Origin of the sequence: Weissella viridescens, from assembly GCF_001437355.1 — a bacterium.
Lineage (GTDB): Bacteria > Bacillota > Bacilli > Lactobacillales > Lactobacillaceae > Weissella > Weissella viridescens.
In genome coordinates this window covers 14687-30390 of sequence record NZ_JQBM01000007.1, presented here as the reverse complement: position 1 = coordinate 30390, position 15704 = coordinate 14687, and the positions used below count along the sequence as shown (strand labels likewise).

The following is a 15704-nucleotide window of genomic DNA, read 5'->3' as shown; positions in this document are numbered from 1 at the left end:
AGAGCACCTGCCTTACAAGCAGGGGGTCACAGGTTCGATCCCTGTATCGTCCATTCGAATAAGGTTACTTTGCTGATGTTATTAGTGGAGTAACCTTTTTATTTTACAGTAAGTTAATCAAAGCAGATATTTCTATGGAAATTTGGTATACTAGTAGACAAGTGATTAATAAATACGTCAAAAGAAAGGAGTAGAAAATGGCAGAAGATTATGCAGTAAAATATGAATTGTTGCACGTTGAGAAGCATACTGGAGCCCGGCTTGGAAAAATTACAACGCCTCATGGTGAAGTAATGACGCCAATGTTTATGCCCGTTGGGACTCAAGCAACTGTTAAGAACGTTTCAACTCGTGAATTACGTGAAATTCATTCACAATTTATTTTAGCAAATACATATCATTTATGGTTACGCCCAGGTGATGAATTAATTGCCCAAGCGGGTGGCTTGCATAAATTCATGGATTGGGATGGGCCAATCCTAACTGATTCAGGTGGATTCCAAGTTTGGTCACTTTCACAACATAATAAGATAAGCGAAGAGGGGGTAACATTTAGAAACCACTTGAATGGCGAAAAAATGTTCCTTTCACCGGAAGTTGCTATGCGCATTCAGAATAATTTAGGTTCTGATGTGATGATGCAATTAGATGAAGCAATTCCATATTTTGAAACTTATGATTATGTAAAAAATTCAGTTGAACGTACATCACGTTGGGCTGAACGAGCCATGGCGGCACACAAGCGACCTGAAGATCAAGCGTTATTTGGTATTGTGCAAGGAGCAGGATTTAAGCAATTGCGTAAGCAATCTGCTAATGATTTGGTTTCTTTGGATTTGCCGGGATATGCGGTTGGTGGATTATCAGTTGGTGAGTCTAAGGAAGAAATGAATCGTGTTCTTGACTTTACTGTGCCTTGGTTACCAGAAAATAAGCCACGATACTTGATGGGAGTCGCAGCGCCTGATTCACTTGTGGATGGCGTTATGCGTGGTATTGATATGTTTGATTGTGTGCTACCAACACGAATCGGACGTAATGGTACATTAATGACTAAGCATGGACGAGTGGTTATCACAAATGCTAAGTATAAAAATGACTTTTCACCAATTGATTTAGATTTAGATGACTACGGATCAACGCATTATACAAAGGCTTACTTGCACCACTTGTTTAATGCAAACGAACTATTAGGGCAAAACATTGCGAGTGTACACAATCTGCGTTATCTATTAAAGTTAATGGAAGATATGCGTCAAGCAATTGCTGAAGATCGTCTATTGGACTTCAGAGCTGAACTAATGGAAAACTATGGTTATAACAAAAAGAATGCACGTTTATTCTAACAAGAGAAAGAGGTATTACTATGAATAGTTCCCTACTTATGATTTTATTGCTGATTGTTTTGATGTACTTCATGATGGTTCGTCCTCAAAAGAAACGTCAAGAAAAGCAAAAAGAACTTTTGGCATCAATTAAGCCTGGTGATGAAGTTGTTACCATTGGTGGTTTACACGCTAAGGTTGTTTCAGTTAGTGAGGACCACAAGACGGTTGCGCTTGACGCGGACGGCTCATTCTTAACATATGAAATGAGTGCTGTACGTACAGTTGAACCAATCAAAACAGATGAAGAATTAGTTGAAAATCATGTTGATGACGACACACCTGAAGAAGTGGACGTTGTGTCAGAAACAGGACAATTGATTGATTCAGCCGATGAAAATGGTGCCAAAGCTGCCGAAAAGCAAGAAGATAAGTAATCTAAAGAGATTCAAAGATTATTCTTTGAGTCTCTTTTCATTTGTATAGTGAGGCGAAGACATGTGTGCATGGTTACAATTCCCTTTAAAAATTGATGCGAGTCGTAAAATTTTACATATTGATATGGATGCCTTTTATGCACAAATTGAAATTAGAGATAATCCTGCATTACAAGATGAACAGGTGATTCTAGCCAGAGACCCACGTAAGACTGGCGGGACCGGTGTGGTGGCTACTGCAAATTATCACGCGCGTCAAGTAGGTGTTCATTCTGCCATGAGTGCTGCTGAAGCGCTAGAAAAAGCACCAGAAGCTGTATTTGTGACACCGGATTTTGATAAATACCGAAAAGTTTCAGAACAAGTGCACGGCATTTTTCACCAATTTACTGATAAAATTGAGCCGATTGCGTTTGATGAAGCATATTTAGACTTATCTGATTATGAGGAGTCTTTAGTTACCATTGCACATCGTTTGCAACAGAAAATTTTTGATGAACTGGCACTCACTTCCTCAGTTGGCATTTCGTTTAATAAGTTCCTTGCCAAACTTGCTTCTGAACATAACAAGCCTGCTGGCTTAACTGTAATCAGAATTGAAGATATTAGACCATTTTTAGATGCCCAACCGATTGAATCAATTCGAGGTGTGGGGACAAAAACAGCAGAACGAATGCATGAATTGCATATTGAAAATGGCAATGATTTATACCAACTCAGCCAAGATACATTAATTGATGAATTCGGTAAACAGGGGTTTGAATTGTATCAACGGATTCGTGGAATTGATGATCGACCAGTCCAGTATGAGCGACAACGTAAATCAATTGGTAAAGAACATACATTCAACCCTCCAGTTCGATCGGAACAAGAAACGTTGGATGAAAGCCGAAGTATTGCAAAAGAAGTTGTTCAGGCTTTGAAGAATAAAAAGATGCATGGTAAAACATTAGTTTTAAAATTGAGAGATGAAATGTTTAATACGACGACCCATCGGGCAACCTTTAATGATTTTATTGAAAATGACCCCAATGTGATTTACAACTTAGCCGTAGATATTTTGGAAGAAATCGGTGGCTATACAACGCCTTTAAGATTAGTCGGGCTGACGGTAACTGGGCTGACACCGATTTCATTTGAAAATATTACATTGAGTTTATACGAGAGCTAAGTGAGCCCTGTGTTATACTTAAAGGAACAGAGAATTAAAGGACATATTATGACAGCACAAACACAAATTTTAGCGCAAATTAAAGCCGCAAATACAATTATTATTCATCGACACCAACGTCCTGATCCAGATGCAGTCGGATCACAAATGGGCTTGGCTGAAATTATCCGTACAACTTATCCAGATAAGCGAGTTTATGTAGTTGGAAAGCAAGTCCACAGCTTAGAATGGATGGGGGACATGGATACGATTGATGATGCAACTTATGAAGATGCTTTGGTCATCGTGACAGATACAGCGAATGAGCCTCGTGTAGATGATCAACGTTACGAAGAAGGGAAAACACTCATTAAAATTGATCATCATCCAAACGATGAGCCATATGGCGATTATTCGTGGGTTGATACATCAGTCTCATCATCTTCTGAACTGGTATTCTCGTTCTATAAAGAATTTGAAAATGAATTAAAACTATCAGATAAAGGTGCTGCTTGCCTTTATTCTGGAATTGTTGGCGATACAGGTCGTTTTCTATATGCAACTGATTCACGTACAATGGCCACAGTTTCGGATTTAATGAAGTTTAATTTTGACTGGACGAAATTGAATCAAATGATGGATACAATTTCACCCGAGGCAGCAAAAGTTTCTGGGTATGTTTATGAGCATATGACCCTAACCGATGAGGGATTCAACTATATCGTGTTGACAAACGAAATTTTAGAATCCTTTGATTTGGGGGATTTTGGAACGGCGTTTATTGTGCCCTTAATGGGAAAAATTAACGCTGCAAAAGCTTGGGCCGTTTTTGAGCAACAAGACGAAGGTTTCTATCGTGCCCGGTTACGGTCACGCGAAATTCCAATTAATGATATTGCTAAGCGTCACGGTGGCGGTGGACATCCATTGGCATCAGGAGCAATTGCTCAAAATGATGCAGAACTAGAAGACATTATTTATGAAATGAATCAATTACTAAAGGAGCACAACAATGGCTAATTTTAATGACTATCATTTGCGTGATGAAATTTATCGCGCGCTTGATGCCATCCACTTTAATGATCCAACGCCAGTTCAATCCCGGTTAATTCCGGTGATTTTACAGGGACGATCAGTGGTTGGACAATCACAAACAGGATCAGGAAAGACGCACGCCTTTTTGCTACCTATTTTCCAAAAGCTTGACGTCAAAAAGCAACAAGTCCAAGCCGTGATTACAACACCTTCACGTGAATTGGCCCAACAAATTTACCAAGCTTCAAAGCAAATTGCGGATCAATTCCCCGAAGATGAACAGCCGCGTATTGGATTATTTGTTGGTGGAACTGATAAGAATCGTCAAATCCAACAATTAAAGTCGAACCAACCACAAATCGTTATTGGAACTCCTGGTCGAATTAAAGATTTGTATCAAAGTGGTGCATTGAATATTCATACAGCACATACCTTAGTGGTCGATGAAGCTGATATGACTTTGGATATGGGATTCTTGAATGAAGTTGACGCAATTGCCGGAGCGATGCCAGAAGACTTGCAAATGCTTGTCTTCTCAGCAACAATTCCTCAAAAGTTACAACCATTTTTGAAGAAGTATCTTAACAATCCTGTTGTTGAAGAAATTCCAGCTGAAACAGTTATTTCTCCAACCATTCAAAATGTCTTAATGGATACCAAGGGTAAGGCAAAGGATGAATTAATTTTTAATTTGCTAACAATGGGAAATCCATACATGGCTTTAGTGTTCGCGAATACGAAAGAACGCGCCCATGAACTTGCACGCCAATTGAAGGAACGTGGTCTCAAGGTTGCTGAAATTCATGGTGGCATTCAACCACGTGAACGTCGACGGACCATGCAACAAATTCAACATCTTGATTATCAATATGTCGTTGCAACAGACTTAGCTGCTCGGGGAATTGATATCCCAGGTGTTTCGCTGGTTATTAATGATGGTATTCCAAACGACCTTGAATTCTTTGTGCACCGTGTTGGACGTACGGGACGTAATGGGGCAGAAGGGACTGCCATTACCTTGTATTCTCCAGACGAAGATGCAAAGGTAACCGAAGTCGAAAACATGGGAGTTAAGTTTGAGCCAATGGTTTTGTCTAAGGGCGAGCTAAAAGCAGTTGCTGATCGTCGCCGTCGAACGCAACGTACCAAGTCAACAAAGAAACTTGATCCCACGATGATTGGTATGGTCAAGAAGAAGAAGAAGAATGTGAAGCCTGGTTATAAGCATCGTATTAAAAGTGAAATTGCACGTGACGCGGCTTATAAAAAGCGAGTTGAAGATCGTCAACAACAACGTGCAACACGTAAATCACGTAAGTCAAAATAAGTTTATATAGCATCAGATTATTGAGACGGTTTCCGACGAAATGTGGTACCACTCAATCAACCAATATGCTATAATGTTTCAAGAGGATGAGAACTTTCTAATTCGATATACAGAGACATTACGGTTGGTGGAAGTAATGCGAAATTAAGTTCATGCTCCCTCACGAAAGTGTTTGTGAAAGCAGACCGTTAATCGGCGTTAACGATTTTAAAGAGGTAATGATATAGATAGTCATTGCAAACGGAGTGGTACCGCGTTCTAGCGTCTCCGTATTGCAATCGACTGTCTTTTTTTAATTTAAAAAGAAAGAGGCTTATATCCATGAAAGAATTATCATCAGCTGAAACGCGTGAGATGTTCCTTCGCTTTTTTGAAAGTAAGGGGCATGCAATTGAACCATCACAATCCTTGATTCCAAAAGATGATCCAAGCTTGCTTTGGATTAACTCGGGGGTAGCAACGCTAAAGAAGTATTTTGACGGAAGTGTTATTCCAGAAAATCGACGCATTACCAATGCACAAAAGGCAATTCGTACTAATGATATTGAAAATGTTGGGCATACAGCTCGTCATCATACGCTGTTTGAAATGATGGGGAATTTTTCAATTGGGGATTACTTCAAAACAGATGCGATTCCATGGGCCTGGGAACTACTTACTAGCCCAGAATGGTATGATATTGATCCAGAAAAATTATATGTTACGGTTTATCCAGATGACAACGAATCTAAGCAAATTTGGTTAGACGTCGTTGGATTGCCTAAGGATCATCTTTATGAAGAACCTGACAACTTCTGGGATATTGGTGAAGGTCCATCTGGTCCTGATACTGAAATTTTCTACGATCGCGGATCTAAGTACGATCCAGACGACAACGAAGAAAATTATCCGGGTGGTGAGAACGAACGTTATTTGGAAATCTGGAATATTGTGTTCTCACAATATAATCACTTACCTGGATTAACTGACAATAAGGATTATCCTGAATTGCCACATAAGAATATTGATACGGGGATGGGACTTGAACGACTTGTATCTGTTTTCCAGCATGCCGATACCAATTTTGAGACTGACTTATTCTTACCAATCATTCATGCGATTGAAGGAATGAGTGATGGTAAGAAGTATGGTGATGATCCTGAGCTGGATGTTTCATTCAAGGTGATTGCTGATCATGCTCGCGCAGTGACATTTGCCATCGGTGATGGTGCATTGCCTTCAAATGAAGGACGTGGATATATTATCCGTCGTTTGCTTCGTCGCGCGGTTGTTCACGGACGCCGTTTGGGAATTAACCAAGTCTTCTTGAAAAACTTAGTGCCGGTTGTTGGGCAAATTATGCAATCTTATTATCCTGAAGTATTGGAAAATGCGGATTATATTGCTTCAATTGTTGAAAAGGAAGAAAACCGTTTTAACAAGACACTGACAGCAGGTTTGCAATTGCTTCAGAATGTTATGGATGACGCCAAGCAAAATGGTGGTGTGATTGATGGGGGTGTTGCGTTTAAGTTGTACGATACGTATGGTTTCCCATTGGAAATCACCATCGAGGAAGCCCAAGACAATGGTTTGACAGTCGATGAAGCTGGTTTTGAATCTGCAATGAAAGAACAACAAGACCGTGCTCGTGCGGCACGTGGTAAGCAGGCGTCAATGGGGATTCAAGATGGTCTGTTGACTGACCTACACACTGAGTCTGAATATGTTGGTTGGACTGATCTTGAAGTTGAAGATGCAACTTTGGTTAACATTATCTTTGATGATATGTTAGCTGAATCTGCTGATTCAGGACAAATTGTTGCGGTATTTGATAAGACACCTTTCTATGCTGAGATGGGTGGGCAAGTAGCTGATCGTGGTGTTGTTCTGAATAGTGCTGAAGAAGTAGTTGCCGAAGTTGTTGACGTGCAAAAGGCACCAAATGGACAACACCTACACACGCTTGATGTTAAGGCGCCATTGTCTGTGAATGAACATTATCACTTGGCAGTTGACGCTCCTTATCATACGGCTGTTTCAAAGAACCACACCGCAACACACATGTTGGACCAAGCAATCCGTAATATTCTTGGTAACCGTTCAACGCAAGCAGGATCACTTGTGACCGCAGATAATTTGCGTTATGATTTCAGTTACAATGAAGCTGTTCCAGCTGAAAAGTTGCAAGAAATTGAAGACTTAATTAACGCTAAAATTATTGAAAATCTGCCAGTTTCATGGATTGAGACTGATAAGGAAACAGCTGAGAAAATGGGTGCTGTTGCTGAATTCTCTGAAAAATATGGAGATACGGTTCGAGTTGTTTCAATTGGCGATTTCAACGCCGAATTTGACGGTGGTACACACGTTAACTCAACGGCTGAATTGGGAATCTTTAAGATTGTCAGCGAGCAAGGTGTTGGTGCGGGCGTTCGCCGTATTGAGGCCGTCACTGGTGAAGGTGCAATGAAGCTATTTAAACAACATGATGCTTGGTTGAATAAGGCAGCTGAACAAGTGAAAGCACCGCAATTAAGTCAAATTAATGATAAGATTGCAGCACTTCAAGCCAGCCTCAAGGATGCTGAGCGTCAAGCAACTGCTCTCGAGCAAAAATTAGCAACACAAAGTGCTGCTTCAGCCTTTGATGATGTCCAAACAATTGGGACCCATACTTTAATCACAGCTGAACTTTCAGTTGAATCAATGGACGGGTTGCGTAGTGCCGCAGATTCATGGAAGCAAGCACAACCATCTGAAGTACTTGTCTTAGCAGCTAACTTGGGTGATAAAGTTAACTTACTTGTAGCAGTTAGTCCAGAAGGTGTTAAAGCCGGTATTAAAGCCGGTGACTTAATTAAGCAGATTGCTCCCGCTATCGGTGGTGGTGGTGGTGGCCGTCCCGATATGGCACAAGCCGGTGGTAAGAATCCAGAAGGTATTCAAAAAGCCTTTGCAGATGCAAGCACTTGGTTAGCTGAAAAGTAATCAATACGGCTTAATGTAACAAACGAAGGGAGTTTGTGATGAGTTCAGATCATACAGAATTATTTAATTTAAACTTTAATGAAGATCATGACGTCCGTAAAATGCTCGAGACAGTCTATGCTGCACTTGAGGAAAGAGGGTATAACCCTATAAATCAAATTGTTGGATATTTAATTTCAAATGATCCAGCGTACATTCCACGTGTTAACGATGCCCGTAATTTGATTCGCAAATTTGAGCGAGACGAAATTATTGAAGCATTAGTCAAGTACTATTTGGATAAGTAATGGGTAGATTATTAGGATTAGACGTTGGTTCAAAAACGGTTGGTGTGGCAGTTTCAGACGTTTTGGGATGGACAGCACAGGGTGTTGAAATCATCCCAATTGATGAAGACAATAATGAATTTGGTATGGACCGTATGACTGAGTTGGTAAAAGAATATCAACCATCCGGTTTTGTACTTGGGTTACCTAAAAACATGAACAATACTTCAGGACCACGTGTTGAAGCAGCACAGGCCTACGGAGAATTATTGAAAGAAAATTTTGGGTTACCAATTGATTTTCAAGATGAGCGTTTGACAACGGTTGAAGCCGAACGTATGTTGATTGAAGAGGCGGATACGTCACGAAAAAAGCGTAAAAAAGTCATTGATAAATTGGCTGCTGCGTTAATTTTACAAAACTATTTAGATCGGAAAGGATCTTTGGTTAATTAAAAGGAGGTTACGATTATGGAAGACGAACAAAATGTAATTGCACTAACAAATGAGCAAGGGGATGAAGAACTGTTTGAGGTTCTATTTACATTCCACAGTGATGAATTTAATAAAGACTACATTATTGTTTACCCAGCTGGTGCTGATTTTGAAGAACCAGTTGATGTGTACCCATTTATTTTTCATCCAGAACAAACTGAACAAAGCACTGAAGGTGTTGTAGATCAGATTGAAGATGATGCTGAGTTAGCTATGGTTGAAGAAAAGCTAAATCAATTCATCGATGATTTAGAAGAAGAAGAATAATCTGAAAGTAGTTGTCAGTATGACAACTACTTTTTTAGTCAAGGAGGCGCATATGGATAATCCAGAAATGTTCACACTTTATGATGAAGACGGCAATGGTGCTCAATTTGTTGAGTTATTTAACTTTGATTTAGATGACGGTAGCCAATCGTACATTGTTTTACGGGCTGCTGACCAAAGTGATGCAAGCGATATTGAATTATTACCATTTAGATATGATAAGAATGCTGATGCAGCAGATGCTTTGTCAGAAATTGAAACAGATACCGAATTTGAGATGGTTGAAGAAGTTATGAATACTATTCTTGACGCTGGTCAACTTTAAAAAAAAGACACCCATTGGGTGTCTTTTTTTTGTAAATTGTTTATGTAGACTCGTCTCTATTATCGAAAAAAATCGAGGGGAGGCACATGGACATGGAAGCAATCATCCGACAATTACACGATTATTATAAAAAATATAGTCTGCTAAAGTATCTATTCATCATCATCGTGATGGGGATGGGGTATTTATTAGTACAGCATCATGTAAAAACCCAACCCGAAATACAAAAGCCACTGCCGGTGGCTCAACCTCCAAAAGATGACAGTCAAGAAGGCAAACGAGAAAATGTCAAAGTTAATACCCTGCGCGTTGATATTAAAGGCCATGTAAAGGCTCCGAATGTTTATACTTTCAACCAAAATGAGCTTGTGCAAGATGCGATTAAACGTGCAGGTGGTCTCACACCGCATGGAGATACACGAAACGTTAATTTAGCACAAAAATTGACCGACGGTTTAATGTTATACATTCCAAAGAAAGGAGAAACTGTCACTAATGCATTGTCTGGACACGAAGGCGTGGCTGAAAACGCCAAGGCAAAACTGGATATCAATCAAGTATCGGTTACGGAGTTACAAGAAATTCCAGGGATTGGTCCGAAGCGGGCTGCAGATATTATTAGTTTTCGTGAAACGAACGGGCCTTTCAAAAGTATAGATGATTTAACACAAGTTTCTGGATTTGGGCCCAAAACGCTTCAAAAGATCCGACCTTATTTCTTATCATGAATGGTATTTATTTTTTGGCTGGTCTTGCAGGAATCGCATTAAATTTAAACTTCATAGCGGATCAATATTGGGCGTTTATTTTAGGTATGTACGTTGGCATCATAGTAGCCATGTATCATGGTCCCTCAATTAAAATTTTAGGTATCGTAATGTTTATTTGTAGTGGCTATTGGGTAAACTATCGGCAAACCATTCAGACCCCTTTACGGTATGTTGAAGATGTGCCAAAGGTTAAGATTGTTATGTCACATATTGATCAATGTCAGCTAACGGAGCAAGGACTATCAGGTGTCGGTACAACTTTAGGATCAAATGAACAAGTGAGGTTCCAGGTGAGACATCTGTCTCATTCAGCGTACAATTTTTTGAAAAAATATGATGGTGCCTTTGAAATTGAAGCAAGATACACCTATCAACGGATAGATGGACCGCGTAATCGATTTGAATTTGATATGCAGCGTTATTGGTACTCTCGGGGGATTGTCTGTAAGCTAGTTGCGAATTCGGCTATTAAGTGTCAACAAACGCAGTATCAGTTTTTCACGATTAATGCCCTGGTTAATTTGATTCGAACTTGGCATGTTCATCTCGTTGAATGGTTTGAACAATTACCCAGTGGATTGCGTGACTATGGAGAAACCTTATTATTAGGCTATGTGCGACCTGATTTCTACCTAGATAATCAAGGATTGAGCAAAATGGGCCTCATTCATTTATTCAGTATCTCGGGATTTCAAGTTCACTTGGTCTGCCAGGTGTGGTATCTGATTTGTCGGCGTTTAAAGTTTTTGAAAGAAATGCGTCTTTGGTCGAGTCAAATTATCTTAGTTGTTTTTTGGATATTTGCAGGTGATAATCGAAGCATCATTCGTTCAGTTGTAGCAACGGGGACCGAACATTTTGTGCAACTTAAAAATTGTCGTTGTTCTCGGTTTGATTTATGGGGCATAACAATTTTATTGAGTTTATTAATCGAACCTGGCCTTTTATGTCATCTGGGTGGTCAACTATCTTGCCTATTGAGTTTTGGGTTGCTTTGGTTCAACCAACTCAAATGGTGGCAAGTCAGTATCCAATTAAATTTGTTAATCTTACCGTTACTCATCTGGTCTACTTTTACTTGGCACCCAATTAGTATTCTAGCCAATTTGATCGCGATTCCTTGTTTTGCTTATGTGATTTGCCCTTTAGTCATTATCGGTGTTTTAGCACAAATGCTACAGCTCTCCATCATGGTGATGCACATCGATTGGATAATTTGTTATATCCAAAAAGGATTAGTGCATATAGCAAATTGCCCTGGTGAGCTTTTCTTTGGTAAACCATCAATAGTACTATTCAGTATTATGGGTTTAATCACATTGATATGTATCATTTATCAGCATCCACGGTGGTGGTATTGTTTGGCTGTCGTGTATGCCATTGTGGGGCTAATGGGTACAATCCGCACAAATGACCAAGTTGTCCTTTTTGATGTGGGACAGGGAGATGCAACATTTTTTAAACTTGATACAGGCGAATCAGTTTTGGTTGATGTGGGTGGTAGGGTCTTATTTAATCAAAGTGAGCAACAACGGAAACGTCAAGCCATATATGGTGCTCGGCCAATTGTGTCTTATCTGAAAGCGCAGGCCATTTCGACCATCGATGTACTCGTACTGACTCATAAAGACGCGGATCATATTGGAAATTTAGAGGGGCTATTGAGTGTCTATCGTATCAATAAAATATTGGTACCGATGGGGATGCATTTACCGCGACATATTATGTCAAAGCTTCAAAATACACAGATTGAATCTGTGAGGGCCGGTGATACACCTGTACCAGGGGTGATGATTTTGGCACCGGACCATGTCGGAAAAGGAGAGAATGCGGATTCAATAGCACTTAATGTAATAACGCACGGGTTAAGTCTAATCTTAACTGGTGATTTGGATCAGGCAGGTGAGCAACGTATTTTGCAACAGTTTAAGTTAGGTCCAATAGATATTTTGAAGCTGGGACACCATGGTTCAAAAACAAGTACGGCTGAATCATTTTTAAAACGACTTAATCCCAAAATAGGTATTATCTCAGCAGGGGTGCATAATCGGTTTGGACATCCACATGCAGAAGTGGTTGCGCGATTGAAAGCAGGTCATGTAAAAACCTACCAGACACCAGAATGTGGGATGATTCGCGTGCGTAAGGAATCTAATGTTTTGAAAACTGATTTTGCGTTAAATCTAAAGTGATGACTTGTTTTTTTTGATATCCCGTGTGATTATGGATAAAGAAATGTAAACGTAGTGGGGAGTAAAATGGCTATCAATTTAACACAGTTGGAACAAAATATAAAAGCTGGTCAAATCGACCCAATTTATCTCATTCAAGGAAATGATCAATATCTGTTGGATGTTGTTCGACATTTATTTATTAATTTAATCCCGAATGAAGATCGCATGTTGAATTTAGCGCAATTTGATATGCGTGAAACGGCGCTAAGTGTTGCGATTGATGATGCTAAGTCCGTCCCCTTTTTTGGTGATCGACGCGTTGTAATCATTGATCAAGCGCAATTTTTAACGGGTGAGTCAAGTCGCGGTAAAATTGAGCATAATGTTGACGATCTGATTGAATATGTGAAGCAACCTGAGCCACAGACTGTCTTGATCATTATCGCACCGTATGACAAACTAGATGGCCGAAAGAAAGTGACGAAGCTATTAAAAGAACGTGCGACATATCTTTCATTTGTAGATTTTAGTGAACGTGATTTGCAAAAAATGGTTGAGCATAATCTGCACGAGGATGGGTATGTGATAGATGGGGATGCGTTACAACTACTCTTCAGGCTAACTGACATGTCAGTAACTGCCGTCATGAATGAGTTAAAAAAGTTGAAACTGTATGCTTTGGAGACAAAGCATATTGATGCTGCGAGTGTAGACGCACTCGTGACGCGTACGCTTAGCCAAAACGTTTTTGAGTTGATTGATAACTTGTTGAACCAGAACTTACGCCAAGCCGTTGAACTGTATCATGAATTGCTTTTTTCTGGGGAAGAACCGCTCCGATTATTGGGCGCAATGATTAGCCAATTTCGTTTACTTATCCAAGTTAAAACGAGTAAACAAAGCGAACAAGGGCTTGCAACAGCACTTAAAGTACATCCATATCGTGTTAAACTAGCGAAAAAGACTGTGCGTCGCTTCTCATATAAAGCATTATCTGGCGCATTTTTAGGGTTATCAGAGATGGAAAAAGAACTAAAATCAACACAAAAAGATCCAGAAATGTTATTTGAGTTATTTGTGTTGCGTTATCAAAATGATTTAAAATCTTAATTAATCCTTGCATTTTGAATTAATGTTAGGTATTATGGTCAAGTGCATTAAGCACACGACCCCATACTATGTTTGACGGTTCACCGTCGTTTTACGTTGTATGGTGGCGACTATAAAATATGAAAGGTGGATATCCAACATGGCTATTTCTGCAGAACGCAAGAATGAAATCATTAAGGAATTCGCACGTCACGAAGGTGATACTGGTTCAGTTGAAGTTCAAGTTGCAGTTTTGACTGCTGACATTAACGAATTAAACGAACACATGTCAGAACACAAGCACGATTACCACTCACAACGTGGTTTGATGAAGAAGATCGGTCACCGTCGTAACTTGTTGCGTTACCTACGTAATAACGACGTTCAACGTTATCGTGAATTGATCCAAAAGCTTGGATTGCGTCGTTAATTTTAATACATTTAACAGCGTACATTTTGACATATATCATCGGAGGAAAAAGCGATGCCAATTATTGAGTCATCAATCCAACGTGCCCGCTTAAACAAAGTACAACGCGAGCGTAACGTTCAACAACTTAGTGCATACCGTACTGAAGTTAAGAAGTTCCGTAAGGCTGTAGAAGCTGGTTCAGACAATGCTAACGAATTGTTTGTTAACGCTTCATCAGCTATTGATCGCGCTGCATCAAAGGGCTTGATTTCTAAGAACAAGGCTTCACGTGACAAGTCACGTCTTTCAGCTTTGTTGAACAAGTAATCAAAAAAGCGTTATTAATTAAAACACCCAATCATTAGATTGGGTGTTTTTTTTGTACAAAAAAAGCTAGCAGTTGAAGGCTGCTAGCTTAAAGTTTAAATTGATGATGAGTTTGCTTTAATAATCTTTGTTTGGAATTGTGCTTCTGGTAAAGCAAGATTACGTAAGTGAAGTAACAAAAGAATCAGCCAAAAGAAAACTAGGCCACATGCCGTGACTTCAAATCCAGTCAATGATAAATAATGTAAGTGTTGAAAGAGAATATCAGACAAAATGAGTAAGACACCAACTGTGTATGATGTCACGGTAAATTCATGACTCGCATCGGGTAGCAGCCATTTAATTCCAACAATCATAATTAAAATCCACAAGACTAGCAATTGCGCAATATGATCATGTACAGTATGCGTCCAGCCAGGATTATTTGGGAACAAACCGACACCGGCGAGGGTGATGGCTAGAAGCGAAAATAAAATACGCAAGTAGAACATCCGTCGATTTTGGTTGAATGTTGCATGTAGTCCACTGAAAAGATAATCAACTAAAGTCAACATAATTAGACCCGAAAAGATAAGTGTGAAATTGAAGTACATGGCATTTTTAACATTCTCAGTGCCTAAGTAACTAAAGTTATGCTGCCACCAATCGGGCCGTCCATTCGTAATCATGGAGAATAAAATTCCTCCGAAAAGTAAAACGATTAAAGTATACGTAATTGTTGAAAAATTAATCGAGTTGGCAGCAGCACTTAATGAGTACGTACTGATACCAACGACCAAGCCAACTAAAATGGAAGTCGTATACATATCCAATCTTAATCCAATAAACGCTGTTGAGAAAATTTTGAAAAACATGGCTAACACTGCAAATAAAATTAAAGCTGCAGCGAGGGTGAGGGTGATGATATGCCGCCATTTTAACTCACTCAGCTTATGTTTTTTAACTTTGATGACGGTTCCAAAAAAGGCTAATGTCCCAAAAAATAAACTGAGATAAATTGAAACTTGTGTAATTGAGTTTCCCCCACGTAAAGGAACGGTCTTAAGTTCCTGAATGTGAAAGACAATAAAGGCAAGAATTCCTGCTAATAGTGAGGTTAGGAGGAAACCGCGGATTGAGGAACGTTCGTTCTGGTTATCTGCTGATTTTTCCTTTAAGGTGATGCGACCATTTGAGAAGACTGCTGTAATATCACTGGTAGCATGGATCCTGTTAGCATTTACGACCGCTTCGGGGATCTCAATATAGTATTTTTCTGAATCTGACATGTTCTGTGAAACTCCTATCTCGTCAATCGTAAACTGCGATTGAGCCTAATCCATTTAATTATACAAGA

Annotated in this window: 16 protein-coding genes; 15 read left to right on the top strand and 1 reads right to left on the bottom strand. The window is 39.6% G+C overall.

The window, feature by feature from the left end:
• Positions 1-197: 197 nt before the first annotated feature.
• The 15 genes from tgt to rpsT all read left to right on the top strand — a co-directional run bounded on the left by tgt (position 198) and on the right by rpsT (position 14368).
• Complete coding sequence (gene tgt / locus IV50_RS07620) at positions 198-1346, top strand: tRNA guanosine(34) transglycosylase Tgt (RefSeq protein WP_057747223.1); 1149 nt, start codon at positions 198-200, stop codon at positions 1344-1346.
• Between the two features lie 20 nt (positions 1347-1366).
• Entirely contained in the window at positions 1367-1762 is a 396-nt protein-coding gene (yajC, locus tag IV50_RS07615) for a preprotein translocase subunit YajC (protein ID WP_069201691.1), read from the top strand.
• A gap of 61 nt (positions 1763-1823) precedes the next feature.
• Entirely contained in the window at positions 1824-2933 is a 1110-nt protein-coding gene (gene dinB, locus IV50_RS07610) for a DNA polymerase IV (protein WP_057747222.1), read from the top strand.
• 48 nt (positions 2934-2981) lie between these two features.
• Positions 2982-3932, top strand: a complete 951-nt coding sequence (locus IV50_RS07605; RefSeq protein WP_057747220.1) for a DHH family phosphoesterase — start codon at positions 2982-2984, stop codon at positions 3930-3932.
• Positions 3925-5274: a DEAD/DEAH box helicase gene (locus IV50_RS07600; RefSeq protein ID WP_057747218.1), complete on the top strand. Its 1350-nt coding sequence runs from the start codon at positions 3925-3927 to the stop codon at positions 5272-5274. The genes IV50_RS07605 and IV50_RS07600 overlap by 8 nt, the downstream gene beginning before the upstream one ends.
• 321 nt (positions 5275-5595) lie before the next feature.
• Positions 5596-8244 carry an alanine--tRNA ligase gene (gene alaS / locus IV50_RS07595; RefSeq protein WP_057747216.1) on the top strand — a complete coding sequence of 883 codons (2649 nt, stop codon included), beginning with the start codon at positions 5596-5598 and terminating at the stop codon, positions 8242-8244.
• A gap of 38 nt (positions 8245-8282) precedes the next feature.
• Positions 8283-8531 carry an IreB family regulatory phosphoprotein gene (locus tag IV50_RS07590; RefSeq protein ID WP_057747214.1) on the top strand — a complete coding sequence of 83 codons (249 nt, stop codon included), beginning with the start codon at positions 8283-8285 and terminating at the stop codon, positions 8529-8531.
• Entirely contained in the window at positions 8531-8965 is a 435-nt protein-coding gene (gene ruvX / locus IV50_RS07585) for a Holliday junction resolvase RuvX (protein ID WP_057747212.1), read from the top strand. Before IV50_RS07590 ends, ruvX begins: the two co-directional genes overlap by 1 nt.
• Positions 8966-8980: 15 nt before the next feature.
• Positions 8981-9271, top strand: coding sequence for a DUF1292 domain-containing protein (locus IV50_RS07580; protein ID WP_057747210.1), 291 nt, complete (start codon positions 8981-8983; stop codon positions 9269-9271).
• Positions 9272-9323: 52 nt separating this feature from the next.
• Complete coding sequence (locus tag IV50_RS07575; RefSeq protein WP_057747208.1) at positions 9324-9596, top strand: DUF1292 domain-containing protein; 273 nt, start codon at positions 9324-9326, stop codon at positions 9594-9596.
• Positions 9597-9688: 92 nt separating this feature from the next.
• Positions 9689-10324 (top strand): helix-hairpin-helix domain-containing protein, encoded by a 636-nt coding sequence (locus IV50_RS07570; protein WP_057747206.1) that lies wholly within the window; start codon positions 9689-9691, stop codon positions 10322-10324.
• Positions 10321-12558 (top strand): DNA internalization-related competence protein ComEC/Rec2, encoded by a 2238-nt coding sequence (locus tag IV50_RS07565; RefSeq protein ID WP_057747204.1) that lies wholly within the window; start codon positions 10321-10323, stop codon positions 12556-12558. The genes IV50_RS07570 and IV50_RS07565 overlap by 4 nt, the downstream gene beginning before the upstream one ends.
• 66 nt (positions 12559-12624) lie before the next feature.
• Complete coding sequence (holA, locus tag IV50_RS07560; RefSeq protein ID WP_057747202.1) at positions 12625-13650, top strand: DNA polymerase III subunit delta; 1026 nt, start codon at positions 12625-12627, stop codon at positions 13648-13650.
• A 139-nt stretch (positions 13651-13789) separates the two neighbouring features.
• Positions 13790-14059, top strand: a complete 270-nt coding sequence (gene rpsO / locus IV50_RS07555) for a 30S ribosomal protein S15 (RefSeq protein WP_057747200.1) — start codon at positions 13790-13792, stop codon at positions 14057-14059.
• 54 nt (positions 14060-14113) lie between these two features.
• Positions 14114-14368: a 30S ribosomal protein S20 gene (gene rpsT / locus IV50_RS07550; protein WP_057747198.1), complete on the top strand. Its 255-nt coding sequence runs from the start codon at positions 14114-14116 to the stop codon at positions 14366-14368.
• 95 nt (positions 14369-14463) lie between these two features.
• On the opposite strand, the gene IV50_RS07545 is transcribed toward rpsT, so the two are convergent.
• Positions 14464-15636: a DUF998 domain-containing protein gene (locus tag IV50_RS07545; RefSeq protein ID WP_057747196.1), complete on the bottom strand. Its 1173-nt coding sequence runs from the start codon at positions 15634-15636 to the stop codon at positions 14464-14466.
• Positions 15637-15704 lie beyond the last annotated feature (68 nt).

Coding starts and splice junctions, on each gene's coding strand:
- tgt (WP_057747223.1), top strand. CDS start 198: ATGGCAGAAGATTATGCAGTAAAATATGAATTGTTGCACGTTGAGAAG.
- yajC (WP_069201691.1), top strand. CDS start 1,367: ATGAATAGTTCCCTACTTATGATTTTATTGCTGATTGTTTTGATGTAC.
- dinB (WP_057747222.1), top strand. CDS start 1,824: ATGTGTGCATGGTTACAATTCCCTTTAAAAATTGATGCGAGTCGTAAA.
- IV50_RS07605 (WP_057747220.1), top strand. CDS start 2,982: ATGACAGCACAAACACAAATTTTAGCGCAAATTAAAGCCGCAAATACA.
- IV50_RS07600 (WP_057747218.1), top strand. CDS start 3,925: ATGGCTAATTTTAATGACTATCATTTGCGTGATGAAATTTATCGCGCG.
- alaS (WP_057747216.1), top strand. CDS start 5,596: ATGAAAGAATTATCATCAGCTGAAACGCGTGAGATGTTCCTTCGCTTT.
- IV50_RS07590 (WP_057747214.1), top strand. CDS start 8,283: ATGAGTTCAGATCATACAGAATTATTTAATTTAAACTTTAATGAAGAT.
- ruvX (WP_057747212.1), top strand. CDS start 8,531: ATGGGTAGATTATTAGGATTAGACGTTGGTTCAAAAACGGTTGGTGTG.
- IV50_RS07580 (WP_057747210.1), top strand. CDS start 8,981: ATGGAAGACGAACAAAATGTAATTGCACTAACAAATGAGCAAGGGGAT.
- IV50_RS07575 (WP_057747208.1), top strand. CDS start 9,324: ATGGATAATCCAGAAATGTTCACACTTTATGATGAAGACGGCAATGGT.
- IV50_RS07570 (WP_057747206.1), top strand. CDS start 9,689: ATGGAAGCAATCATCCGACAATTACACGATTATTATAAAAAATATAGT.
- IV50_RS07565 (WP_057747204.1), top strand. CDS start 10,321: ATGAATGGTATTTATTTTTTGGCTGGTCTTGCAGGAATCGCATTAAAT.
- holA (WP_057747202.1), top strand. CDS start 12,625: ATGGCTATCAATTTAACACAGTTGGAACAAAATATAAAAGCTGGTCAA.
- rpsO (WP_057747200.1), top strand. CDS start 13,790: ATGGCTATTTCTGCAGAACGCAAGAATGAAATCATTAAGGAATTCGCA.
- rpsT (WP_057747198.1), top strand. CDS start 14,114: ATGCCAATTATTGAGTCATCAATCCAACGTGCCCGCTTAAACAAAGTA.
- IV50_RS07545 (WP_057747196.1), bottom strand. CDS start 15,636: ATGTCAGATTCAGAAAAATACTATATTGAGATCCCCGAAGCGGTCGTA.